The sequence below is a fragment of the Mycobacterium arosiense ATCC BAA-1401 = DSM 45069 genome, from assembly GCF_002086125.1.
GTDB lineage: Bacteria > Actinomycetota > Actinomycetes > Mycobacteriales > Mycobacteriaceae > Mycobacterium > Mycobacterium arosiense.
In genome coordinates, this window is the sequence record NZ_MVHG01000036.1 from 1 (window position 1) to 23,513 (window position 23,513).

The 23,513-nt window shown below is 66.4% G+C and carries 24 protein-coding genes and 2 pseudogenes; 13 read left to right on the plus strand and 13 right to left on the minus strand.

The annotated features are described in order from the left end of the window. Positions 1-194 precede the first annotated feature (194 nt). Complete coding sequence (locus BST14_RS15245) at positions 195-1,127, plus strand: SAM-dependent methyltransferase (RefSeq protein WP_083065187.1); 933 nt, start codon at positions 195-197, stop codon at positions 1,125-1,127. Further along, positions 1,124-1,762 (plus strand): class I SAM-dependent methyltransferase, encoded by a 639-nt coding sequence (locus tag BST14_RS15250; protein WP_083065188.1) that lies wholly within the window; start codon positions 1,124-1,126, stop codon positions 1,760-1,762. The genes BST14_RS15245 and BST14_RS15250 overlap by 4 nt, the downstream gene beginning before the upstream one ends. Positions 1,763-1,850: 88 nt before the next feature. Here BST14_RS15250 and BST14_RS30375 read toward each other — a convergent pair whose 3' ends face one another. Beyond that, complete coding sequence (locus BST14_RS30375) at positions 1,851-2,567, minus strand: chitin-binding protein (RefSeq protein ID WP_083065189.1); 717 nt, start codon at positions 2,565-2,567, stop codon at positions 1,851-1,853. Positions 2,568-2,878: 311 nt separating this feature from the next. On the opposite strand from BST14_RS30375, the gene BST14_RS15260 reads away from it, so the two are divergent. From BST14_RS15260 to BST14_RS15270, 3 genes are all read left to right on the plus strand, one after another. Then, entirely contained in the window at positions 2,879-3,592 is a 714-nt protein-coding gene (locus tag BST14_RS15260) for a VIT1/CCC1 transporter family protein (protein ID WP_083065224.1), read from the plus strand. Positions 3,593-3,703: 111 nt separating this feature from the next. Continuing rightward, complete coding sequence (locus BST14_RS15265; RefSeq protein WP_083065190.1) at positions 3,704-4,546, plus strand: thioesterase family protein; 843 nt, start codon at positions 3,704-3,706, stop codon at positions 4,544-4,546. Between the two features lie 18 nt (positions 4,547-4,564). Next, a complete protein-coding gene (locus BST14_RS15270; RefSeq protein WP_083065191.1) occupies positions 4,565-6,097 on the plus strand; it encodes a class I adenylate-forming enzyme family protein in 1,533 nt (510 codons plus the stop codon). 9 nt (positions 6,098-6,106) lie between these two features. Here BST14_RS15270 and BST14_RS15275 read toward each other — a convergent pair whose 3' ends face one another. After that, on the minus strand, positions 6,107-6,727 hold the full coding sequence (locus BST14_RS15275; RefSeq protein WP_083065192.1) for a TIGR03085 family metal-binding protein: 621 nt from the start codon (positions 6,725-6,727) through the stop codon (positions 6,107-6,109). A 116-nt stretch (positions 6,728-6,843) separates the two neighbouring features. Between BST14_RS15275 and htpG the strand changes: the two genes are divergently transcribed. Together htpG and BST14_RS15285 are read left to right on the plus strand one after the other, a co-directional pair. After that, complete coding sequence (gene htpG / locus BST14_RS15280; RefSeq protein WP_083065193.1) at positions 6,844-8,769, plus strand: molecular chaperone HtpG; 1,926 nt, start codon at positions 6,844-6,846, stop codon at positions 8,767-8,769. Between the two features lie 81 nt (positions 8,770-8,850). Next, positions 8,851-9,066, plus strand: a complete 216-nt coding sequence (locus BST14_RS15285) for a hypothetical protein (protein ID WP_083065194.1) — start codon at positions 8,851-8,853, stop codon at positions 9,064-9,066. Positions 9,067-9,074: 8 nt separating this feature from the next. Here the strand turns inward: BST14_RS15285 and BST14_RS15290 are convergent, their stop codons facing one another. After that, a complete protein-coding gene (locus BST14_RS15290; RefSeq protein ID WP_083065195.1) occupies positions 9,075-10,145 on the minus strand; it encodes a phosphonate dehydrogenase in 1,071 nt (356 codons plus the stop codon). 383 nt (positions 10,146-10,528) lie between these two features. On the opposite strand from BST14_RS15290, the gene BST14_RS15295 reads away from it, so the two are divergent. Further along, positions 10,529-11,551, plus strand: coding sequence for a TIGR03617 family F420-dependent LLM class oxidoreductase (locus BST14_RS15295; protein WP_083065196.1), 1,023 nt, complete (start codon positions 10,529-10,531; stop codon positions 11,549-11,551). 133 nt (positions 11,552-11,684) lie between these two features. On the opposite strand, the gene BST14_RS15300 is transcribed toward BST14_RS15295, so the two are convergent. Further along, entirely contained in the window at positions 11,685-12,437 is a 753-nt protein-coding gene (locus BST14_RS15300; RefSeq protein ID WP_083065225.1) for a sensor domain-containing protein, read from the minus strand. 50 nt (positions 12,438-12,487) lie between these two features. Between BST14_RS15300 and BST14_RS15305 the strand changes: the two are divergent. Continuing rightward, positions 12,488-12,847, plus strand: a pseudogene (locus BST14_RS15305) (DUF8817 family protein); the annotation flags it as partial. A gap of 203 nt (positions 12,848-13,050) precedes the next feature. Here the strand turns inward: BST14_RS15305 and BST14_RS15310 are convergent. Continuing rightward, complete coding sequence (locus BST14_RS15310) at positions 13,051-13,443, minus strand: DoxX family protein (protein WP_083065197.1); 393 nt, start codon at positions 13,441-13,443, stop codon at positions 13,051-13,053. Between the two features lie 248 nt (positions 13,444-13,691). Here BST14_RS15310 and BST14_RS15315 point away from each other — a divergent pair, with 248 nt between their 5' ends. Then, the gene (locus tag BST14_RS15315) at positions 13,692-14,867 is read left to right on the plus strand and encodes a thiolase family protein (RefSeq protein WP_083065198.1); all 1,176 of its coding nucleotides are present in this window, start codon (positions 13,692-13,694) and stop codon (positions 14,865-14,867) included. An 18-nt stretch (positions 14,868-14,885) separates the two neighbouring features. Here the strand turns inward: BST14_RS15315 and BST14_RS15320 are convergent, their stop codons facing one another. Continuing rightward, positions 14,886-15,452, minus strand: coding sequence for a hypothetical protein (locus BST14_RS15320; RefSeq protein ID WP_083065226.1), 567 nt, complete (start codon positions 15,450-15,452; stop codon positions 14,886-14,888). A gap of 172 nt (positions 15,453-15,624) precedes the next feature. On the opposite strand from BST14_RS15320, the gene BST14_RS15325 reads away from it, so the two are divergent. Beyond that, positions 15,625-16,353, plus strand: a complete 729-nt coding sequence (locus BST14_RS15325; protein ID WP_083065227.1) for a 3'(2'),5'-bisphosphate nucleotidase CysQ — start codon at positions 15,625-15,627, stop codon at positions 16,351-16,353. 33 nt (positions 16,354-16,386) lie between these two features. On the opposite strand, the gene BST14_RS15330 is transcribed toward BST14_RS15325, so the two are convergent. Then, positions 16,387-17,358: a GlxA family transcriptional regulator gene (locus BST14_RS15330; protein WP_083065199.1), complete on the minus strand. Its 972-nt coding sequence runs from the start codon at positions 17,356-17,358 to the stop codon at positions 16,387-16,389. Positions 17,359-17,456: 98 nt separating this feature from the next. Between BST14_RS15330 and BST14_RS15335 the strand changes: the two genes are divergently transcribed. Further along, a complete protein-coding gene (locus BST14_RS15335) occupies positions 17,457-18,389 on the plus strand; it encodes an NAD-dependent epimerase/dehydratase family protein (RefSeq protein WP_245845412.1) in 933 nt (310 codons plus the stop codon). Between the two features lie 40 nt (positions 18,390-18,429). On the opposite strand, the gene BST14_RS30995 is transcribed toward BST14_RS15335, so the two are convergent. The 5 genes and pseudogenes from BST14_RS30995 to BST14_RS15355 form a co-directional block, all read right to left on the minus strand. Continuing rightward, a complete protein-coding gene (locus BST14_RS30995) occupies positions 18,430-18,636 on the minus strand; it encodes a cupredoxin domain-containing protein (RefSeq protein ID WP_245845413.1) in 207 nt (68 codons plus the stop codon). Beyond that, positions 18,633-19,100, minus strand: a pseudogene (locus BST14_RS31000) (multicopper oxidase domain-containing protein); the annotation flags it as partial. The pseudogene BST14_RS31000 and the gene BST14_RS30995, both read right to left, overlap by 4 nt. A gap of 45 nt (positions 19,101-19,145) precedes the next feature. Further along, positions 19,146-19,514, minus strand: a complete 369-nt coding sequence (locus tag BST14_RS15345; protein WP_083065201.1) for a DoxX family protein — start codon at positions 19,512-19,514, stop codon at positions 19,146-19,148. A 337-nt stretch (positions 19,515-19,851) separates the two neighbouring features. Continuing rightward, positions 19,852-20,325 carry a MarR family winged helix-turn-helix transcriptional regulator gene (locus BST14_RS15350; RefSeq protein WP_083065202.1) on the minus strand — a complete coding sequence of 158 codons (474 nt, stop codon included), beginning with the start codon at positions 20,323-20,325 and terminating at the stop codon, positions 19,852-19,854. Positions 20,326-20,571: 246 nt separating this feature from the next. Beyond that, positions 20,572-21,477: a haloalkane dehalogenase gene (locus BST14_RS15355; RefSeq protein ID WP_083065203.1), complete on the minus strand. Its 906-nt coding sequence runs from the start codon at positions 21,475-21,477 to the stop codon at positions 20,572-20,574. Between the two features lie 112 nt (positions 21,478-21,589). On the opposite strand from BST14_RS15355, the gene BST14_RS15360 reads away from it, so the two are divergent. Next, complete coding sequence (locus BST14_RS15360) at positions 21,590-22,306, plus strand: DUF2652 domain-containing protein (protein WP_083065204.1); 717 nt, start codon at positions 21,590-21,592, stop codon at positions 22,304-22,306. Between the two features lie 30 nt (positions 22,307-22,336). Here the strand turns inward: BST14_RS15360 and BST14_RS15365 are convergent, their stop codons facing one another. Continuing rightward, a complete protein-coding gene (locus BST14_RS15365) occupies positions 22,337-23,485 on the minus strand; it encodes a MalY/PatB family protein (RefSeq protein ID WP_083065228.1) in 1,149 nt (382 codons plus the stop codon). Positions 23,486-23,513 lie beyond the last annotated feature (28 nt).

A 23,513-nucleotide genomic window follows, 5' to 3' on the forward strand; every position in this document is an offset into this window, starting at 1 on the left:
CGGGGGGCCCGGGCGGGCCTGGGGGACCCGGCGGACCGGGGCGCCCCGGACCACACTAGAGATCCCGCTACCTGCGGCGACGCGACGCTCGGTCGGGAAGAATTCGCCGGGGGCGGCGGGCGTGGGAACTCCCTGCCACCCTCGGTCGTTATACCGGCTAAGTAACCTGTGATTCCGAGGGGGACAGTAGCCGCATGCCACGCACAGACAACGACACCTGGGATTTGGCGACCAGTGTTGGCGCGACCGCCACGATGGTCGCGGCCGCGCGAGCGATCGCGACCAATGCCGACAACCCGTTGATCGAGGACCGCTTCGCCGAGCCGCTGGTTCGTGCCGTCGGAGTCGACTTCTTCACGCGATGGATCTCCAGCGACCTGGTGGCCGCCGACGTCGACGACCAAGAATCCGGCTGGAAGCTCGAACACATGCCCGCCGCGATGGCCGCCCGCACCCGATTCTTCGACTCCTTCTTCCGCGACGCGACGCAGGCCGGGATTCGGCAAGCCGTCATTTTGGCTTCCGGCCTCGACGCCCGCGCCTACCGGTTGCCATGGCCGGCTGATATGACCGTGTTCGAGATCGACCAACCGCAGGTGATCGAATTCAAGGCTGCCACACTGGCCACGCTAGGTGCCGCCCCGACGGCCCAGTTGCGTACGGTCGCCGTCGACCTGCGCAACGACTGGCCAAAGGCGTTGGTAGACGCTGGTTTTGACAAGAGCCGACCCACCGCGTGGATCGCGGAGGGACTCCTCGGGTACCTGCCGCCGGAGGCGCAAGACCGCCTGCTGGACAACATCACCGCGCTCAGCGCTGACGGCAGCCGGCTGGCGTGCGAAGCTATTCCGGACATATCGGAGGAGGACACCGAGAAAGCCCAGGAGATGATGCAAAAGGCCGCCGCGAAATGGCGCGAGCACGGCTTCGAGCTGGATTTCGGCGAGCTCGGCTACCACGGTGAGCGCAATGACGTCGCCGTCTACCTGGACGATCTCGGATGGCGTTCGGAGGGCGTCCGGATGACTCAGCTGCTGGCCGACTCCGGTCTGGATGCAATTCCGCAGACCAACGATTCCGTCTCGGTGGCCGACACCATCTACTACAGCTCGGAGCTTTGTAAATGACCGCACCGCAGCGACGAGGGCTCAACGACGCCGTCACGCGGCTATGGAGCTTCCTCGCGCCGGTCTACGATCTGCCGTTCTTGCAGCAATGGGTGTACCGGCCTCCGCACGACGAGGTGATCGCCCAGCTGCGCAACCATGGCGCCTGCAAGATCGCTGATATCGCTTGCGGCACAGGCATTTTGAGCGATCGTATCCAGCGTGAACTGCAGCCCGACGAGATTTATGGCGTGGACATGTCCGACGGCATGCTCAGCCAGGCTCGTGCCAGGTCGGAGCGGGTGCAATGGATGCGCGCGCCGGCCGAGCAACTTCCCTTCGCCGACGGCGCCCTCGACGCCGTGGTGACAACCTCGGCCTTCCACTTCTTCGATCAGCCGGCGGCATTGCGTGAATTTCGTCGCGTGCTGGCGCCCGGCGGCCTGGTTGCCGTCTCGGCGCTGAGCACGCGGCAACCGCGGTTGCAGTCATCCGCGAACTCCCGGTGGAAGCCCCAACACAACGCGTCCGCACCCGAGATGCGGACGTTGTTCGAAAACGCCGGGTTCTCGATCAGCGACCAGCACCGGATCCCGCGACCGGTATGGACGGCGCTGGTGCCCGACCTGTTGACTGTCGGCATCAAAAGCCAGTAACCACGCCGGGCGTGAAAACCGCTCGGCGCCAACGTGATAAGACGCCCGCTCCGCCAATCGGCGAAGCGGGCGTCTTATCAGCTATCGATCACAGCGGGATCCACACCCCGAAGAGCCAGAACCCCCACTGGTTGAAACCGGGATCCCAGATGGGCGTTTCCTGGTAGCCCCAGTAGTTGATCGGGCCGTAGTCCCAGTGCCCACCGGGCGGAGGGAGCGGTCGATCCCAAGCCGGCCGCGGTGGCGCGCCGGGTCCCCAGGGGCCAGGCCCGTCGCCCCACGGCGCCCCGTGGAAGTAGCCGCGCTGAGCGTCTCCATGCCATGGGCCGCCAGGGTGCGGATCGGGTCCACCGAATCCGCCGGGAGCACCGGGGTGATTGCCGGGGCCGCCCGGTCCGCCAGGGCCGCCGGGGTGGTCACCGGGGCCACCGGGCCCACCAGGGCCGCCGGGGTGATCGGGGCCGGGACCACCCGGACCACCGGGACCGCCGGGGCCGCCCGGGTGACCACCGGGACCGCCCGGACCACCGGGACCGCCCGTGTGATCACCAGGCGGCGGTCCGCCGGGACCACCGGGACCACCGGGATGGCCACCGGGTCCGCCGGGGCCGCCCGGCCCCCCGGGGCCGCCCGGATCGTTGGGACCGGTGGGAGCGTGGCCGCCACCGGGCGCCGCCCCGCCGTGATTTCCCGGAGGCTGTGGCGCCCCGGGCGCAGCATCGGCCAACCCGGCACCGATTCCCAGGGTCGCGGCGCTGAGCGCGCTGGCGATGGTCACCCCTCCGACAAGTTGCTTCAACTTCATGATGCTTCACCTATCCATTAGGGATTTCTTGCAAGGAAGTTCGTTAGAACACCCCCCGTTACGTCCCCGACGCTAGATAGCTTTCCTATGGACTGGCTGTGACGCGGCCTTGCAGAACGTTTGGTCGCGGTCGCCGCCAAGTCGCGCTCACCGCCGCCACCCACCCGAGCGCAGCCGGGCGCAAACGCCTGCCAAGCCCGATCACCAGGCTCTTTGCCCGTCAATCGACGCCGACCAAGTCGGCGTCTGGGCCGGTTTGGGAAGGCTACATTGGCTAGTCGGCAAGGATTTTCATCTATATGGTTGCGGCCGTGTCGAGTGCGTCACATGCGCACGAACCCCACGTCGGTTCGGTGTCATCGAAATTGAATTGGCTGCGTGCCGGCGTTCTGGGTGCCAATGATGGAATCGTCTCCACCGCCGGCATCGTCGTGGGAGTCGCGGCCGCCACCGCGGACCGCGCGCCGATCCTGACCGCAGGCAGCGCCGGACTGGTCGCCGGGGCGGTGTCGATGGCGCTGGGCGAATACGTCTCCGTCAGCACCCAGCGCGACACCGAGAAGGCGTTGCTGCGCCAGGAGCGTCGCGAACTGCGCGAAGACCCGGCCGCCGAGCTGGACGAGCTCGCCGCACTGTATGAAGCGAAGGGCCTGACGCCGGCGACCGCTCGCACCGTGGCGGAGGAGCTAACCGACCACAATCCGCTGCTCGCCCACGCCGAAGTCGAACTGGGCATCAACCCCGACGAGCTGACGAACCCGTGGCAGGCGGCGTCGTCGTCGGCGCTCTCGTTTGCGATCGGCGCGCTCTTGCCATTGATCGCGATCCTGGTCCCCCCGACCACGTGGCGCGTCCCCGTCACCGTCGTTGCCGTGCTCGTCGCGCTGGTGATCACCGGTGCGGTGTCGGCCGGCTTGGGCGGAGCCCGCAAGGGCCGAGCCGTGCTGCGCAACGCCACAGGCGGCGGTCTCGCGCTTGCCGTCACCTACGTGATCGGTCATCTTGTAAGCGCCGCAATCGGGTGACGGGTGAGTGTCGCGGCGCGGTGGATATCCGGCGACCGGAAGCGCAACTGTAACATCCACAGTTGCGGTGCTCAGCTGAGCCCGCAATCCCCTCACCCGAAGGGTCATGCAGTGGCCGATCCCAAAGTCGTGCCGGAAGAAGCTCCCTGGGCGGAACCGGTGCCATACTTCGTCCGCGATGAAAACTACTTCGTCCCAACTACAATCGCGCGCGGCGGATGGGGCCCATCCCTGAGCGGACATGTCGTCGGCGGACTCTTGGCGTGGGCGGTCGAGGATGCGGCCCGGGATGCGGAACTGCAGCCGGCGCGATTGACCGTCGATCTGCCCCGGCCGACGGCCCTGGCGCCGCTCGAGGTGCACACGAAGGTACAACACGACCGACGCCGATTGCGGTTAATCGAGGCCGCGATCACCCAGGACGGCGCGCCGGTGGCACAGGCGAGCGCGCTGTTTCTGCGGCGCGGCGCGCAGCCCGACGGGCAGGTCTGGTCACCACCGGTGCAGATGCCACCGATCCCGCTGGGCGAGGCCTACTCGACGTTGTTCATGCGAACCTACGGCTGGGGCGCCGACGTACAGAACCCCGATCCGGATTGGCCCGAAGGCGACGGTCCGAAATACACGTGGATCCACGAGACGCGGCCGTTGATTGACGACGAACCGCTCACCGCCTTTACGCGCGTGGCGATGGCCGGTGACATCACGGCGTCGATTGCCAACTGGGGGACCAACTCCCTGCAGTTCATCAACGTCGACTACACCCTGACGCTCAGCCGACTGCCCGAGGGCGCCCATATCGGGCTCGCCTCCCTGACGCATCACAGCCACGACGGGGTGGCTAGCGGCTCGGCGGTCCTGGTGGACGCCAACGGCCCGATCGGCACCGGGGTATCAGTCGCGATCGCGCATTCGGGATTCCGCCCGCCCTCCACCGATCCGTCGTCCAGGTGAGCCGAAAGGATTGGCACGGTGACGTTCTGGACCTTGATCGCCGATGCGGCACAGCGAGGATCACCCCAACCGCTTCTCGCCGATGAATACGGTCGCAGCCTGACAGCGCGTCAACTGCACGACGCCGCGTGCGCAACCGCCGCCGCCCTGGCCGAACATGGGGTCCGCCCGGGAACCGTCGTCTCCTGGCAGCTGCCCACCACGCTGGAAACCATGGTGGTGATGGCCGCACTCGCCCGACTCGGTGCGGTACAGAACCCGATCATCCCGATACTGCGGGAAAGCGAGGTTGGCTTCATCACCGGCCAGCTGGACACCGAGTTCTTTGTGGCCCCGCAGCTTTGGCGCGGCTTCGCATACGGTGAGCTGGCCCGGGCATTGTCGCGGGACAGTGGCTTCGAGGTCGTCACACTCGACCTGGCCACACCCCCGCCCGCCGGCGGCCTGCGGCTGCCCGGCGCCGACACCGGAGCGCTCCCGCCGCCGCCGAGATCCGCCGACGACGCTCGCTGGATCTACTACTCGTCGGGAACCACCGCGGCCCCCAAGGGGATCCGTCATACCGACAGGTCGGTCATCGCCGGCTCGGCGGGAGTGGTGGGCATGGTGGGCGTCAACAGTAGCGACGTGGATCCGATCGCCTTCCCGATCGCACATATCGGCGGGGCGGCGATGCTGGCCACCGCATTGCTGACCGGCATGCGGTTGGCCCTGTTCGAGACGTTCGACCCGGCCACCACGCCGTGGGCCATCGCCGCGCACCATCCGACATTCCTGGGTACTGCGACCCCATTCTTCGTCGCATTCCTCGAAGCCCAACGGGCCCAAGGCGATCGGCCGCTGTATCCCTGCGTGCGGGGCTGCCTGGCCGGGGGAGCGCCCGTCACCGCCGAACTGAGTCGCCAGGTCCGCGACACCTTCGGCCTGGCCGGCATCGCCAATGCCTGGGGAATGACGGAGTTTCCCTGCGCGACCTCACCCTCGTTGACCGCGGCGCCCGAGGTGCTCGACCACACCGTCGGGCCGCCGGTGCCCGGGGTCGAAGTCCGCGCGGTCGATAGCCGCGGCGTCGAATTGGCCGCCGGAGGAGAAGGCGAGCTGCGGCTCAAGGGACCGCAGTGCTTCCTCGGCTACGCCGACCCGGCACTTGACGCCGATGCATTCGACAGCGAGGGCTGGTTGCGCACAGGCGATCTCGGCCTGATCGATGCGGACGGCAACGTCCGCGTCACGGGCCGCACCAAGGACGCGATCATCAGAAACGCGGAGAACATCTCGGCGCTCGAAATCGAGAATGCGCTCGCCAACCATCCCGCCGTCGCCGATGTCGCCGTGATCGGTATCCCCGACCCCCGTACCGGCGAACGCGTCTGTGCCGTCGTGGTGCCCGCGACAGCCGACGGTGTGTCATTGGATTCCCTTGTGCGACATTGCCAATCACGCGGCCTCAGCCGGTACAAGCATCCCGAGCACCTGGTGGTCGTCGAGACGCTGCCGCGCAATCAATTCGGCAAGGTGATCAAGAAGGAGTTGCGCGCGGCCTTCGGGTGACGCCGGCGCCTACAGCCCCTTGGGCGCATCGCGGACGGCTTGCACCGCCGCGGCGTCGCCGTCGAAGTCGACCTTGGCCTGGCGCCCCACGCTGAACAGCAGAAGCTCCTCGGGCGCCCCGGTCACGGTCACTGCCGGCCCCCGACCGGCGGTGAGCACCGTCTTGCCGTCCGAGGAGCGCAGTGCCACCCGGCCGGGCACCTTGGCGAGGGTGAGCCGGGCCATCAACGGCAGGGTGCGCCGCAGCATGTTGCTCAGGGCCGGCTCCAGCGAGCGCGGCTGCCAGCCCGGCTGCGCGCGGCGCACATCCTCGTGGTGGATGAACATCTCGGCGACATTGGCCACCGGGTCGAGCAGTTTGAGCGGCGAGTAGAGCGGCGGGCCGGCGGCGACCTTGCCGACCAGCTCATCCCACTCGTTGCGCTCGGCCACCTGGTTCTGCACCTTCTCGGTGTGGGAGGCGAAGAAGGGAATCAGGATGCCCGGCGCGGCGTCAGGGCGGTACTCACGGATCACCAGGTGTGCGGCGAGGTCCCGCGTCTTCCATCCCTCGCACAGCGTGGGCGCGTCCGGCCCGACGCCGCGCATGGTCTCCACGAGGGCGGCACGTTCGCGTTGAGCAACAGACATGCAATCAGCCTAGAGGCGGCCGTCGCATATGAGGACGGTCCTGCGAACACTGGTGGCGGGCGGCTCGGTAAATTTGAGAGGTCACTGTCCTCTGGAAAGGAGCGGTAGGAGAAGTCATGAACGCGCGCGTCGAGCAGTTGGAGTTTCAGGCAGAGGCTCGGCAACTGCTGGATCTGATGGTCCATTCCGTCTACTCCAACAAGGACTCGTTCCTGCGGGAGTTGATTTCCAATGCCTCCGACGCGCTGGACAAGCTGCGGCTCGAAGCGTTCCGGAACAAGGACCTCGACGTCGACACCTCCGACCTGCACATCGAGGTCGACGTGGACAAGGATGCGCGCATCCTGACCGTCCGTGACAACGGCATCGGGATGACCCGCGCCGAAGTGGTGGATCTGATCGGCACGCTGGCCAAGTCCGGCACCGCCGAGCTGCGCAAGCAACTGCGCGAGGCCAAGAACGCCGCGGCGTCAGAGGAACTGATCGGCCAGTTCGGTATAGGTTTCTATTCCAGTTTCATGGTCGCCGACAAGGTAGAACTGCTCACCCGCAAGGCCGGCGAGAGCGAGGCCACCAAATGGGAATCGAGCGGCGAGGGTACCTACACCATCGAATCGGTCGACAACGCTCCGCAGGGAACGTCGGTCATCTTGCACCTCAAGCCCGAGGACGCCGAGGACGGGCTGCACGACTACACCGCGGAGTTCAAGATCAGGAGCCTGGTCAAGAAATACTCCGACTTCATCGCCTGGCCCATCCGGATGCAGGTCGAGCGACGAGAACCTGCGAGCGAGGAGGGCGGCGAGGAGACCGTCACCATCGAGACCGAGACCCTCAACTCGATGAAGGCCCTGTGGGCCAGGCCCAAAGAAGAGGTGTCCGAAGAGGAGTACAAGGAGTTCTACAAGCACGTCGCGCACGCCTGGGACGACCCGCTCGAGGTCATCGCGATGCGGGCGGAAGGGACCTTCGAGTACCAGGCGCTGCTGTTCATCCCCTCGCACGCCCCGTTCGACCTGTTCAACCGGGACGCCCACACCGGAATTCAGCTGTACGTCAAGCGGGTGTTCATCATGGGCGACTGCGACGAGCTCATGCCCGAATACCTGCGCTTCGTCAAGGGTGTCGTTGACGCGCAAGACATGTCGCTGAACGTGTCCCGCGAAATCCTGCAACAGGATCGGCAGATCAAGGCCATCCGGCGTCGACTGACCAAGAAAGTCCTCTCCACGATCAAGGATCTGCAGTCCGAGCGCCCCGAGGACTACCGCACCTTCTGGACCCAATTCGGCAGGGTCGTCAAGGAGGGCCTGCTGTCGGACTTCGACAACCAGGAGACGCTGCTGCAGGTCTCCTCCTTCGCCTCAACGCACAGCGAAGAGGAAGCCACCACGCTCGCCGAGTACGTGGAGCGCATGAAGGACGGCCAGACGCAGATCTTCTACGCCACGGGGGAGTCGCGCCAGCAGATCCTGAAGTCGCCGCACCTCGAGGCGTTCAAGGCCAAGGGCTACGAGGTGCTCCTGCTCACCGACCCGGTCGACGAGGTCTGGGTGGGAACCGTCACCGAATTCGACGGCAAGCCGCTGCAGTCGATCGCCAAGGGCGAGGTGGACCTCAGCTCCGACGGCGATCAGAGCGAGGCCGAGCGTGAAGAGCAGCAAAAGGAGTTCGCCGACCTGCTCACCTGGCTCAAGGACACCCTGACCGACCACGTCAAGGAAGTTCGGCTGTCCAACCGGCTGACGGACTCGCCGGCCTGCCTCATTACCGACGCCTTCGGCATCACACCGGCGCTCGCGCGCATCTACCGCGCCTCCGGGCAGAACATTCCGGTGGGCAAGCGGATCCTCGAACTCAATCCCAACCACCCGCTCGTCACCGGCCTGCGCCAGGCGCACCAGGACCGCAGCGACGACCCCTCGGTCGCGGAGACCGCGGAATTGCTTTACGGCACAGCGCTTCTCGCCGAGGGTGGCGCGCTCGACGATCCGGCCAGGTTTGCCGAGATACTCGCCGATCGGCTGGCCCGCACGCTGTAGCCCGGGCCGGCCGGGTCGGCGCGTCCACCGAATGGGCGATTTTTGGGATTGAAGACCGCCTGGTTGGGATAATTAGATCTCATGGCTGAGTTTCGCGTTATCGACCCACATGGCCGGGTCGTGGCGACGAAAAGTTTTGCCAATGCGGAGGCCGCATACGTCTGGTTCGTCACCTCGGTTGGCGGCAACACCGAGCTGGGCTGGCGCATGGAGGTCAACGACGACGGTCGGTGGGCGTTCTTCGATGACACCGAGGGCTTCACCGCCCCGGTGAGCCGGCGGCCAACGAAACGTTGAGAGCCGCATTAGAAGCTGTCGTCAACGTGCTCGGATCGGTCGGCTCGGCGGCCGTGGTCCGCAGTGCCCGACCGGGTGATGACGTTGGCCGCAATGGCGGGGGGCTTGCCGTCACGCACATCGAGAACGCTGCCCGCCGCCGCGAGTTCGATCTGGCGGCGCACCTCGCGGACCGCGGAACCCAGGTGGGGGGTGAACACGGTGCGCCGATGTGCGAGAAGTTCGGCGGGAATGTCGCGGGGCCGACCTCGATCTGACCAGTCCTCGAACGCGAAGACGTCGGCCGCATAGCCGCCCAGGTGATCCGCCATCAACGAACGCGCGACGGCACGTTCGTCGACTACCGACCCGCGGCCCACGTTGACCAGCAGTGATCCACGCGGAAGTTGTGCCAGTGCGGCCTGGCCGATGAGGTGGCGGGTGCGGTCGGTGAGCGGCGCCGTAACCACCACGGCGGTGCTGTCCGCCAGCAACTTCTCCAGTGGCACTGCTCGGGCGCCGAGCTTTCGCTCCTCCGAGAATGGGAGCGGCTTGGGGTCGGAATACATCAGTTGCGCGTCGAATGCGCGCAGTCGATGCACGACCGCATGGCCGACCGCCCCCATGCCCACGATCCCAACCTGCCTGCCGGCCAGACCGCCACCATAAAGTTCGGGTCGCCAGCCGCGATGTTGCCCCGACCGGACGATGCTGTCGCCCGCGAGAAGCTGGCGGTCCAGCGCGATCAGCAGGCCGACAGCGAGGTCGGCGGTCGCGGCGGTGAGCAGGTCTTCGACGTAGCTCACCCAGACGCCGCGCGCCGTGCACGCGTCGACGTCGATGTTGTCGTAGCCCTTGAGGGCGCCGGCCACAATCCGCAGCCGAGGACTGTGGCGAAGCAACTCCTCGTCGATGTGATCGGGCATGAACACCACCAGCGCGTCGGCATTGCGGCATCTGCTGATCAATTCGTCTCGGGTGAGACTGTTCGGTGTCTGATTCGCCACCACCTCGCACGATTGGCCCAATAGGTCAAGCACGTCGGAGTGGACGCGGTGGGTGATGACGACCCGAAATGGTTGTGGGGGAGTCGGATTCATGCGAATCGGCTTCGTAACCAGCCGCTGAGGCTATCCACGATGGTGACTGTCGCCAAAATGACCAAACGCGACCGTGGCCTGATAACGCACACTCACGTCGTATAGCTGGATCACAGCCCTCCAAGATCCCAATCGAGCGCGCCGATATTGACGCCGAACCCCGGCGACGTGCTTACGCTAATCGACAATCGAGGCTCGAAACACACTCTTGTCAAAAGGTTTTCGACCTACCGGAAAGTCGCATCTGTATGCCTGGTGCCTCAACGTCGTTCATACGGTGATCGTCGGAGTGTCGGCTGGCGTACACCTCCGCACGGTACACTGCGGCGCCCTGGTGCGGGCTGCCACGCAGTGGACGCGGCGCTCCGACGTACGCTCCCACCATGCATGTCGACGCGATGACGACTCCCCAGCCGCTCGGCCAAATCGGTGAGCTGGCCCGGCGGACCCAATCCGCCGGGTTCTCCGGTCTGTTGTTCACCGAAACGGGCCGCACCGCATACCTGAACGCCGCGGTGGCGTCGCAGGCCGCGCCCGACCTCGAATTGTCGACGGGCGTCGCGGTGGCCTTCCCGCGCAGTCCCTTCGTGACCGCGGCCGCGGCCTGGGAACTGCAGGAAGCCACCAAGGGGAAGTTTCGGTTGGGGTTGGGTACCCAGGTGCGCACTCACGTGGTGCGGCGTTACGGGACGGCGTTCGAGCGGCCCGGGCCCCGGCTGCGCGACTACCTGCTCGCCGTGAAGGCGTGCTTCGCGGCGTTTCGTTCCGGGACGCTCGACCACCACGGCGACTTCTACGATCTCGACTTCATCACCCCGCAGTGGAGCCCGGGCCCCATCGACGCTCCCGACCCCAAAGTCGATATCGCAGCGGTCAATCCGTGGATGCTGCGGATGGCGGGTGAAGTGGCCGACGGGGTGCACGTCCACCCGATCGGCGAACCGGGTTACCTTGCCCGCCACGTCCTGCCGACGGTCGCTGAAGGCGCGCAGAAAGCGGGTCGTTCACCGTCGGACATCGCGATCGTCGTGCCCGTCATGACGATCGCCGGCGACACCGACGAAGAGCGTGACAAGCTGCGCGAAATCGTGCGCGCCAGCATGGCCTTTTACGGGAGCACGCCCGACTACGCGTTCATCTGGGACGAGGCCGGTTTCGAGGGCACGACCGCCCGGATCCGGGAAAAGCAGAAGGCCGGCGACCTCGCCGGCATGGCGGCCCAGGTCAGCGACGACCACATCGCGGTCTTCGCCACCGAGTCGACCTGGGATGGGCTGGCCGACGCGCTGACCGACAAATACGCCGGGACCGCAACGCGGTTGGTCATGTACAACGCGATTGCCGATCAGGACCGCTTCGAGCGGTACGGCGAGGTGGCCCGCCGCATACAAGCGCTCAGCGGCTGAGCTGGACGGCTTTGACCACCAGCAGCGACGCGCCGACGACCAGCGGCGGCATGCGCCAGGCGATGCGGTCTACGCCGCGGGCTACCACCGCCAATAGGCAAACAGCCGAGGGCGATTCGGATTCCGCGGGCGGCTATTGTTTGTCCACTTTTCCCGCGATCTGATTGGCGATGCCCACGCCGAGGTCACCGATGTCCTTGCGGCACGCGTCGACATCGATGACGACGTTGCTGCGAGCGGTCAGCGCCCGCTGGCAGGGCATGGTCACGCTGTTGCCGTTCGAGGTGATGGTGATGGTCACCGGAGCGCTCAGAATTCCGTTGGCGTTGAACACCTGGCCGACCTTCCACTGAAGTTCCGGCTTACCGTCCGCGGCGGGAACGGTGTCCTGGCGGTTGGCGCAGGCGGGCCAGCGCTGGGTCGACGCCGTAAAGAACGCGCTCGCCTGGTCGGGGGACGGGAACAGAACCACAAATTGGTATACGTCAGGGCTTTCCAGCTGATCGGCCCCCGCGGGCGCCGGCGCCTGGTCGTGGTAGCCATACACCGCGGTGCTTCCGCTGTCGGCGTAGACCGACGCCAACGCAACGTGAGTGCTGTATCTGCATTCGGCGGGAAACGTGTAGTCCTCGCGTTTGACCGGGTCTTCCACCAGCTTGGTAAGCGGTGGGTCGCTCGTCGTCCCGGTGACACCCAACGCGGTGTCGATATCGGTCGGCGAAAGCATCAGGTCGGGCAGTGCGGCCTGCGCCAGCGGAGTCTTCGGCGAGGCGATCGTGGTGGTGGTCGACGACAAAGCGGCGCCGCCCGCATTGTCGCCGCCGCAGCCAGCGCTCAGTATTCCGGCGGCGGCAATGGCAACTGTTGCGCTCAGCTGGCTGCTCATGCGCATGGAGCCTACGGCAGCAGGGCGGAGTCAAAGGATATATTCCCTGTGTGTCCGCGGTCGACTTCACCTCGGTATCACCAATCGTCCCCGTCCGAGAGCTGGACGCCGCACTCGACCGGTACCGCCGGCTCAACTTCGACGTCCACGCATAAGAGGGTCCGGATCGGTACGGATTCGTCGACCGCGGGTCGGTGTCGGTCCACCTCACCGAGTGGGCCGAGCACGACCCCTTGCGCACCGCCGCCAGCGTGTACTTCTACGTCAGTGACGCAGATGCCCTCTACGCGCAGTGGGCGGCGCTGGAAAACCTCGGCGGTCGCTTGATCGCGCCTCAGGACACACCATACGGTCTGCGCGAATTCGCCTACGTCGATCTCGACGGCACCGCACACCGGGTCGGTTCCCCCTGGACCGATCTCAGGCTGATTCTATTGTGCGAGAGGGTGTTTCGTCGGCCGACGGGGCGTAGCTGGCCAAGCCGTGCGCCAGCACCGCCGTCGCGGCCCCCATCAGCGCGACCGATAAACCCAAGGCCACCCGGCCAATGTCGTTGGTCTGCAGCGTCTCACAATCGATTCGCGTGCGCTGCTGCGCCGAACCTAGCGGTGCGTCAGCTGTTGCGCCGAATCTTGAGCGCGGTGGTGATCATTGGAAGCTGCATGGGCAACCGGGCCAGGGCGACCAGGCGCATGGGCCACGGCTTGCCCCACCACAGCCGGCACATGTTGAGGTTGCCGGGAAAGACCCCGACGAACAGCGCCGCGGCGGCCAGCGCCGCGGACCGCCTGGTCCTCCGCGGCACCAGCAGAGCCCCGATCGCCAACTCGGCGACGCCCGACCCGTAGGTGTAGAGCCGCGGGCTACCCGGCAGCTCGACCGGAACGATGGAGTCGAAGGGTTTGGGAGCGACGAAGTGCAGGGTGCCGATGCCGAGCAGCATCGCCGCGACCCGATAGGCGAGTTGCTGGGTGGTGTCCCGGCCGGCGACCGGTCTGGTTGTCATGAAGCCATTGTGCCCATAGCGGTCAGCGCTGACGTGCGGTCGGCGTCGGTGAAACGGATGACGCCGCGGATGTTGCAACCAGCGCACCCTTGGTCTTCAACGGGTTGGCCTCCGTGTTTACCCGAACCGCTTAATTGTTAGCGCCGTCACACGAGCCCGGCCCCCTGAACGTAGGCCATTACTATTGTCTATACGGTATTTAATACGATTCGCGGCGGCTGGCCGCCCACAACAACGAGGTTGAGAACATGGGAACACCCGTCATCGTCGGAGCCGTCCGGACCGCTATCGGCCGATCGTTCAAGGGGACGCTGGTCAACACCCCGCCCGAGACCCTGATCACCGCCGTGCTGCCCGAGGTGGTCCGCAGGTCGGGCGTCGATCCGGCGGACATCGACGACATCATCTTCGCCGAATCCCATTACGGCGGTGGTGATCTCGCTCGTTACGCGGCGACCGCGACGGGCCTCGAGCACGTTCCCGGACAGTCGGTCAACCGGCACTGCGCGGGCAGCCTCACCGCCATCGGCAACGCCGCGGCGCAGATCGGCTCCGGGATGGAGCGCGTGCTCATCGCCGGCGGCGTGCAGTCGCTGTCGATGACGCCGCTGACCAACTGGCGGATCCCCGGTCCCGAGCTGAAGTTCGAGGAGCGGTGGATGCCACCCACGCACGTGGAGACGCCCGACGCGCCCGCTAAGGACATGTCCATCACGGTCGGCTGGAACACCGCGCAGTCGGTCGGCATCACGCGCGAGGAGATGGACGCCTGGGCGGCCCGCTCGCATCAGCGCGCCGTTGCCGCCCAGGACGCCGGAAAGTTCGCCGAGGAGATCCTGCCGCTGAAGATCACCCAGTTCGACGGCTCGGTCACCGAATTCGCCGTCGACGAGCACCCCCGGCGCGACACCACCATCGAGAAGCTGGCCGGCCTCAAGGTGCTGCACCCCGAGATCGAGGGTTTCTCGATCACGGCCGGCAACAGCAGCGGCACCAACGATGCCGCGGCCGCGGTCGCGCTGGTCGACGGCGACTACGCGCAGGCCGAGAAGCTCAACGTGATGGGCACGGTCCGGGCTTGGGCCGCCGCCGGTGTACCGGCCCGGGACTGCGGCCTGGGTGCGGTCAAGGTCATCGGGAAGGTGTTGGAGCGGGCCGGCCTGTCGCCCAGCGATGTCGCCCTGTGGGAGATCAACGAGGCGTTCGCTTCCGTGCCGATCGCGGCGTGCCGCGAATACGGCCTCGACGAAGAGAAGGTGAACTTCTCCGGTAGCGGCTGCAGCCTCGGCCACCCGATCGCGGCCTCGGGTGCGCGCATGGTCACCACGTTGGCTTACGAGCTGGCCCGCCGCGGCGGCGGCATCGGCGTCGCGGCGATGTGCGCCGGCGGCGGCCAGGGCGGCGCGGTCGTCATCGAGGTCTGAACCGACCGGCTTTCGCGGCTAATTGCAGAACGTGTAGCCGATGAATTGGGTGCCGCGCGTGTCGCCGCTCGAGTAGTTGGCGAAGTGCACGGCCGGCTCGCCGTTGTACTGGGTGTTCATTTTCTGCACGCTCGGCGGTGGAACGTCCTTGGGGAAGGCCAGGATCATATCGGCGTAGATCTTCAAGCCGGACTGGCAGATGGCTTCGCGGCGCGGCGGCTGCGGGTTCCATGCGTGTACGACGACCGGTTCGGTCAGCTGAGATCCCGTCGCGCAATTCGGGTCGCAGAGCTTGAACACCGCCGTGCCGGTGCCGTCGGCGCCCTGCGGTCCCCAGGAAGTCCACGACATGTTTTGCAGCGCAACGGCCACACTGGCGCAGCCCAGGACGTTGAGCTTCTTCGGACGCGCGACTGGTGGAACGGACGGGTTATAGCAGCCCGGGATGGCGAAGCTCTCCGGCGCGGACTGCGACGGCTGGCTGCTGGGCGCCATCGCGCTCTGATGGCCCTGGCTCAGGTGCACGCCCACCACGGCGAGGACCCCGGCCAGCGCCGCGGCCGCGACAATCCCGGCCCCGATCAATCGCCCCCGCGAGGTGTGCCGCAACCGCCTTGATAATGGGACGTTGGCGTTGCCGCTCACGCTCACTAGATTACGGGTCAAACTTTTTGCCGGCGGGCTGCTGTCCGTCTCCGCGCATGACAGGGTAAAGTTGGTCATCGCTACCAAGATTTGAAGGGTTCCGCGGATGCCGATGAATGACCATGATCTGGCCGCACGGTTGGCCGCCGAGGCCGGTCGGTTGTTACTCGGCGTTCGAGAGGAGTTCGCGCAAGCGGAAGCCGCTGAACGGAAAGCCGCGGGCGACAAGCGGTCCCACGATTTTCTGATGGATGCGTTGGCCGCCGAGCGGCCCGATGACGCGGTGCTGTCCGAAGAGGGCGCCGATGACCCCGTGCGACTGCGCTCGGACCGCGTCTGGATCGTCGATCCGCTGGATGGCACCCGGGAGTTCTCCGAGCTGGGACGCGATGACTGGGCCGTGCACGTCGCGCTCTGGGAGGCGGGTGAATTGGTCGCCGGCGCCGTGGCGCTACCGGCACAAGGCATTACCTTGGCGACTCCCGACGTTGCCTCGCCTCCTGCCGTCCCGGGCAAGCCGCGCATCGTGGTATCGCGCACCCGCCCGCCCGCCATCGCCCTGAATGTGAAGGATGCGCTGGACGGCGTCCTGGTGGAAATGGGCTCCGCGGGAGCCAAAGTCGCCTCGATCGTCCAGGGGTTGTCGGACGTGTACGTGCACGCCGGCGGCCAGTTCGAATGGGACTCCGCCGCGCCGGTGGCGGTGGCACGGGCCGCCGGATTGCACACCTCTCGCATCGACGGGTCCGCCCTGGCCTACAACCAACCCGATCCAAAGCTGCCGGATCTGGTGGTCTGCCGGCCCGAACTGGCGGACGCCGTACTCGCAGCCACGCGCTGAGGTCATCGCCCGGCGACGTCCACCGGGAGCGGCTCACTTCCGCGCCGTGACGTTCTCTGTTTGCTTGGGGGAGTGCGTAAATGCGGCGCGATAGGCGCTCGGCGTCAGGCCGGTCTTGTGGATGAAATGGTCGCGCAGCGAGTCGACGGAGCCCAGCCCGCTACGGTCGGCGATGACGCCGACCGGCAGGTCGGTGGTCTCCAACAGTTCACGCGCGCGGTCTATTCGCAGTTGCAGCAGCCATTGCAGTGGGCTGAGTCCGGTCTCAGCCCGGAAGCGCCGATTCAGCGTGCGGATGCTGACGTTGGCATGTCCAGCCAGGTCGGCGAGCGTGAGCTTGTCCTGAATCCTTGCCAGGGCCCAAGCGCGCGTTTGACCCAAGCTGGTGGGCGCCCCCGCGGGGACTGCCGCGCTGACGAACTGTGCTTGTCCGCCCGGCCGCACCGGGGCGACGACGGCCAAACGGGCGACGGTATTGGCCACTGCCGCACCGTGATCCGTACGAATGAGGTGCAGACACAGATCGATTCCGGCGGCAAGTCCCGCCGAGGTGACGATCGAACCATCCTCGACGAACAGCACTTCGGGCCGCACCTGCACGCGAGGATAGCGTTGCGCGAGCTCCGCGGCGTAGCGCCAATTGGTCGTCGCGCATCGCCCGTCTAGCAAGCCTGCCTCCGCCAGTACGAATGCGCCGGTGCAGATCGACGCGATCCGCGCACCGCGACGTGCGGCACCCCGCAACGCGGACACCAGTTCGGGCGCGACGTCGCGGGCGCCCGTTCCGGTCACCAGAACGGTGTCGGCCAGGCCGATCATCTCCAAAGAGCCTGGGACGATTACGTCGAACCCGCCTCGCGTGGCCACCCGCCCGGGCGCCGGGGTGCAGGTGCGGACGGCGTAGGCCGGCCGCCCGCCGATCTCCACGCCGCCGAAGAGCAGGTCGGGGATGGAGAGTTCGAACGCTCCGACTGGCGGAACGGCGATTACCGCAACCTGGCGCATGGCCAGAACCTCCCTAACTATGGCATTTATGCCACTAGCGCAGTGTAGCCGCTTCCACCAATAGTGGGGTTCTGGCGATCCGAAGGAGATACATGTCCGTGAAAGTTGTTGTCGGAGCGGGCGGTGCGGGCGTAGCGACCGCCGAGATCCTGGCAGACGCCGGTCATGAGGTGCGGCTGGTCACTCGCCGCGGTTGCGGTCCGAGTCATCCGCGGATCCGGCGGGTCGCGGTTGACGCCGCGAAGGCCGACGACCTCGTGGGTGTGCTCGCCGGTGCCGCCACCCTGTACAACTGTGCGGTGCCGCCGTATCACTTGTGGCGCACGCAGTTGCCCGCCCTCGCGTCGGGCATGCTCAACGCCGCGATCGCGGCGGGGACCGACTACGTCATGTTGGGCAACCTGTACGGTTATGGCCCCGTCGCGGGGCCGATCACCGAGGACCTACCACTGGCCCCGAATACCATCAAAGGCGAACTGCGCGAGAAGGTCTGGATGCAGGCGAAAGCCGCCCATGATGCGGGTCGGGTTCGGGTAACCGAGGTTCGCGCCAGCGATTTCATCGGCCGCGGCGCCATGTCGGTGTTCACGATCATGGTCGCGCCCAAGGTCCTTGCCGGCAAGACGGCGCTGTTTCCCGCCGACCTCGATGCGCCCCACAGCTGGACCGGCACTGTCGATGCGGCGCGCGCCCTGATCGCCATCGGCGCCGAGGAGCATAGCTGGGGACGGGCGTGGCACGTCCCGACCAATGCCGCGGTGTCGCCGCGTCAGTTGGCGACGGTACTGGCCGGCTGCGCGCGAGTAGGGGCCCCCAAACTGCGCCGCATGCCGGGCTGGTTGCTGGCTTCGGCGGCCTTGGGCTCCAAGGTAATCCGGGAGTTGCCCGAGATGCAGTACCAGCTGCAAAAGCCGTTCATGATGGACTCCTCGGAGACCGAGCGTACATTCGGCCTGGCACCGACCCCGCTCGGCGAGATCCTGCATGACGGGCTTTCCCGCGGTCCTACCGCGTTCGCGACGGCCTGCTGAGCATGTTCATGACCGGACTGCTGGCGCGATCTCGATCGCGTCATGGGTGAGCGGGCGGCCAGAAGGCTACCGTTACTGCCGATTTGGGTGAGTGGTGATGAGCGGGCGGCGGCGGATCAAGCTGCAGTCGGTAGCGGCGGGCGTTGGAGGCGTCGAGCACCCGGAAGCGATACCACACGGGATCGGTGTCCAGCAATGGCCATGGCGCGCCGTTGACCAGCACGACGTCCCCGAGCACACCGTTCATGTAGGGGGCGGCGACGTCACCATCGTCGGTGAGCGGGTAGTGAAACGAGCCGTCGGCCGCAAACGATCGATCGGTGATATCAGCGGAATGTCGCGATGGCCTCTCGGCAGCGGGAGGTGCTGCTCTTCATCGTCGTGGACGATGTGAAACCCGGCGAGCCCTCGCCAGACGGCTTGGCCGGTGTAGCCCATCCGATGGTCGTGATACCACAGCGTCGCCGCGCGTTGCTGCATGGGAAAGACGTATTCGCGTTGTCCGACAACGGAGTTGCGTGGCATGCCCGAGTGCATGCCGCCGTTGCCGGCGACGGCGTGGGCGGTATGCGGCTCGATGAGGTCGAGCGGGTAGCCGTCACTGTCGGGCGGGGTGTGACCGCCGTGCAGGTGCACCGCAACGGGAACCGGTAAGGCGTTGTGGTGGCGGACCACTGCGCGCCGACCCGACCGGGAGACGATGGTCGGCCCGGGAGACGTTCCTCACCACCTTGAACTCGTGGTACGCGCGCGCGTTCACAGCACTGCCGGGTGAGCGGCAATCGCCACACCGAGGGCGGCACAGTTCAGAGCCAGCAGGAATCCGCCGAACATCATCTGACCGCTGATGTCGTGGGCAAGCGCGTGCGTGTAGACGGCGCACACGAAGAAGACGACCAGTCCCGCAGCGGCGGCGATGCCGATCGCGGGAATCCACAGGCCGACAATGAGTCCCACGGTTCCCAGTGTTTTCAGGGTGCCGATGGGAAATGTCAGCCACGACACCGGCACCCCCGCGCTCTGCATCCCGGGCAGGATCGGCGCGAAGTGGACCAGCGCCGCGATGCCCGAGAATCCATCGAAGGCGATCGCAACGAACGTCACGACCAAATATGCGGTATGCATCGTGTTTTCCTCAGCGTAGGCGGCTCATCCGAGTGGCCCGGGTATCGGTACCGAGCCAGAGTCTTTGGCGGGCAGGGCCTCTTGGCGCACCATCTGCCACAGGGTGGGGGTGCGCTCGGTCGTGGAAACGATCACCTCACGCCCGATGCATTCCATCGCTTACTCCAAATCAATCACTGGTAGTGATGATCATAATAAATGATTATCACGCGTCTCGCCAGATCGATACGCCCGCGGCAGCATGCACCGCTGCGTCACACCCAGATACGGCAAAAAGGAAGCGGGCGCGACGAGTGCTCCGCCTCGTCACGCCCGCCGCTTGGTCAGCGCGTGGCGATCACGCCAATTGCGGGTGCACTCCCGGGATCAGGCCCGCGCCCGCGGCGACGCGCTGGAGAAGGCGCCGCAGTGCGGCGCGTTCCTTCGACGACAGCGGCTCGGTTATCTCGTCTTCGAGCACACGGGCCTGGTCGCTTAGCGCCGGCAGTAGGCGGCGGGCCTTGGCAGTCAGGGTGACGGCGACCGCGCGCCGATCCTCGGGGTGCGGTAACCGCTTTGCGAGCCCGCGCTGCTCAAGGTGGTCGATGACTGAAACCATGGCATTCCGGTGGATCCCGAGACGCTCGGAAAGCTGACGCTGGGATTGGCCGTCGGTGCTGGCCAGTGCCAGCAGAACCGCATATGTGCGAGGGTCGGCCCCTATCGGGGCAAGTCGGCGCTGGAAGTCGGTGCTGATGTGAGCGCCCAGTTGCGCGAGCAGAAACGGGATTCGTTCGTCGAGTTCGGCGATGCCGGAGTGGTGTTCACTCATGAGCTTGCAAACCCCACGACGATAGCTCCTTGATTGCCTAAATATATGCGCCGCAGGGCATTACGCGCCCACCGTGATTAGCGCCAAACCGTCATCCTACAAGATAATCATCGGCTGGCACAGTTCTTCCGGGTTGTTGGTCCAGTTCGACAATGAACCGGTTCACCTTGATCGCCCTACAGGCGACGAAGTCCGCGCTCGACCTCGATGTCGTCTTGCGGGGCGGTGTCAGCACCACCCGCGCTCTCAGAGCCAGGCCTGCTGCCAGGACTGGATGCGTTCGGCCAGTTCGGGTCCGCGGTCCTCCTGGATGAAATGGCTGGCGTTGATGCGGGCGTGTGGCTGGCCCGCGGCCCCGGGGATGTGCTTGATCAGGGCGCTGTCCGCCTGCCCCAGGATGGGATCGCGGGCCCCGAAGATCGCGAGGAAGGGCTTTTCCCACCGGCCGAGCGCATCCCACGCTTTCCTGTTGGCCGGGATGGCCGGATCGGTGGGTGAAGTGGGCACCAACCGGGGGAACGCGCGGGCCCCGGCCTGATAGGTCTTGTCGGGGAAGGGCGCGTCGTAGCCGGCCCGGACTTTCGACGGCACCCGGCGAACGGTCCCGGCGCTGACGATGCGGCCCGCGGGCAGCACGGGGGAGTAGCGCGCGAAGGCACGCCAGGCGTAGAAGGCCGGCGGGGTGCGCCGTTGCGCCGTGGGGAGGAAGCCGTTGGCCACCACCAGCCGCCCGACGCGGTCGGACTGCTCGGCGGCGATGCGCAGCCCGATCAGCGATCCCCAGTCCTGCACGAACAGCGTGACGTCCCTGAGGTTGAGGTGCTCGAACCACGAGATGACCCATTCGACGTGGCGCTGGTAGGTGTAGTCCTCGACCCGGCTGGGCTTGTCCGAACGGCCGAAACCGATCAGATCGGGCGCCAACACCCGGTTACCGGCGTCGGTCAGCGGCGGGATCATCGTGCGGTAGAGGTAGCTCCACGTGGGCTCGCCGTGCAACAGCACGATTGGCGGTCCCTCGATGGCGCCCTCGTCAAGGTAATGCATGCGAAGCGGGCGGGTGTCGCTTGCGGTTACGTCAAGATAGTGCCCAACGAACGGGTAGCCCTCCAGGTTTTCGAATCGGGAGTCCGGGGTTCGCAGCACATGCATATTCAGCTCCTCCGGTGAACCGGCACCTCTGCTAGCCTCTCTCGCCGGCGCGAGTTCGTCTAGTGGCAGATTCATTGAGCTGGGCCCAAAGGGCTATTAAAATGGCTTATTCATGGCAATTCGGCGCGCGGTTCTGCTCATCGCCGACATCGGCGGGTACACGCATTACATGCAGTGGAACCGGACGCACCTTGCCCATGCCCAGCTGACGGTTGCGGGCCTGTTGGAGTCGGTCATCAACGCGGGCAAGGGTTTGAAGCTGGCCAAACTCGAGGGTGACGCCGCGTTTTTCTGGGCACCGGACAGCCACGCCAAAGTGGTCGTGTGCGACCGGCTGTCACGGATGCGTGCGGCGTTCCTGCAGCGGCGCGAGCGGATGAAAAACGACATCGCCTGCCAGTGCGCGAGTTGTGAACAGCTTGAGAATTTATCGCTCAAGTTCGTCGTGCACGTGGGCGAGGTGGCCGACCAGAAGGTGAAGCGCCACACCGAGTTGGCCGGCTTCGACGTCATCCTGGTGCACCGGATGCTCAAAAACATGGTGCCGGTTCCCGAATACGTGCTCATGACCGATCCCGTCGCCGCATGCCTGGACGAGCAGATGCGTGGATTGTGCCTACCGTTGGTGCACGTCTTCGACGACATCGGCGAAACGTCGACGCACTACATCGACCTCGCGTCGTTGCAGGTTCCCGCCGCGGCGCCCCGGCGCAGCTTCCTTCGCCGACTCGGTGTGACGACGAAGTTCGAGATCGACACCCTGCCGTTCACGCTCGGCATGAAGGAGCCCGCCCAAGGATTCCGCAACCTGGGCCGGGGTGCCGCCTAGCCCAAACCGCTTGTGACCCGGTATGATCCACTATCGTGCGTCGGCTAAGGCGCGGCCCATTCGCGACAGGGCCTCGCTGAGAATGGCTCGCGAGGTGGCGAAGTTCAATCGCACGTGTCCGGTTCCGCCGGTTCCGAACACGTGGCCGGAACTGAGCGCCACCCGCGCGTGATCGAGGAACCAGCGGGCGGGCCCGGACAAATCGGCAACCACCGCCAGGCCGTCGGCGGCCTCTTCTTCGAAACCGAGTTCCCGGCAATCCAGCCACGCGAGGTAGGTACCTTGCGGCCATTGGTATTTCACTCCCGGAAGGTATTCGGCGACCAGCTCGCCCAGCAATGTCCGGTTCTCGTCCAGGCCCCGCAGGGTCGCGTCGAGCCAGTCATCGCCGCTGCGAAATGCCTCGGCGTGGGCGATGACGCCGAGATGGCTGGGACCATGACTGACCTCCTCGGGCATCCGGTTCAGGTCGGCGACCGCCTCCGGTCCGGCGATGGCCAGGGCCGCTTTCAAACCGGACAGATTCCAGGCCTTTGACGCCGAGGTCAGGGCGAAGGCGTTCTCGGCGCCGGGAACGGTGAGGAAGGGGGTGAAGCGCGATCCCGGCAGGATGACGGGCGCGTGAATCTCGTCGGACACCACTCGCACCCCGAACCGCCGGGCGAGCTCGGCGACTTTGCGCAGTTCGTCGGAGGTATGCACCGATCCGGTCGGGTTGTGGGGATTGCACAACAGGTAGGCGACCTTTGCGTCCTTGGGAGCCCCCGCACGGGCCCGGGCGAAGGCATTCTCCAAGGCGCCCAGATCGATTCGCCCATCGCGCAGCGGCGCCTCGACCACCCGACGGCCGTCGTGGGCAACGAAAGCGTAGAACGGCGCATAGACCGGTGGATTGACGACGACAGCGTCGCCGCGATCGGTCAGCAGGCGCAACACCTCGACGACACCGAGCATGACGTCGGGAACCAGCGCCGTGCGGCTCACGTCGAGGTCATGCCACTGCCAATGCCGCGCCGCGAACTGGCTGACCGCTTCGGCCAGCGCGGTGCCGCAGGGATACCCGGTGTCGCCGTCGTCGATGGCCTTCCGCAGCGCCTGCGCCACCGTCGGCGCCAGGTTGGCGTCCATCTCGGCGACCCACAGGGGCAGGACGTCGGCGGGATGCGCGCGCCATTTCATGCTGGTGCGAAGCCGCAGCTGGGCCAGC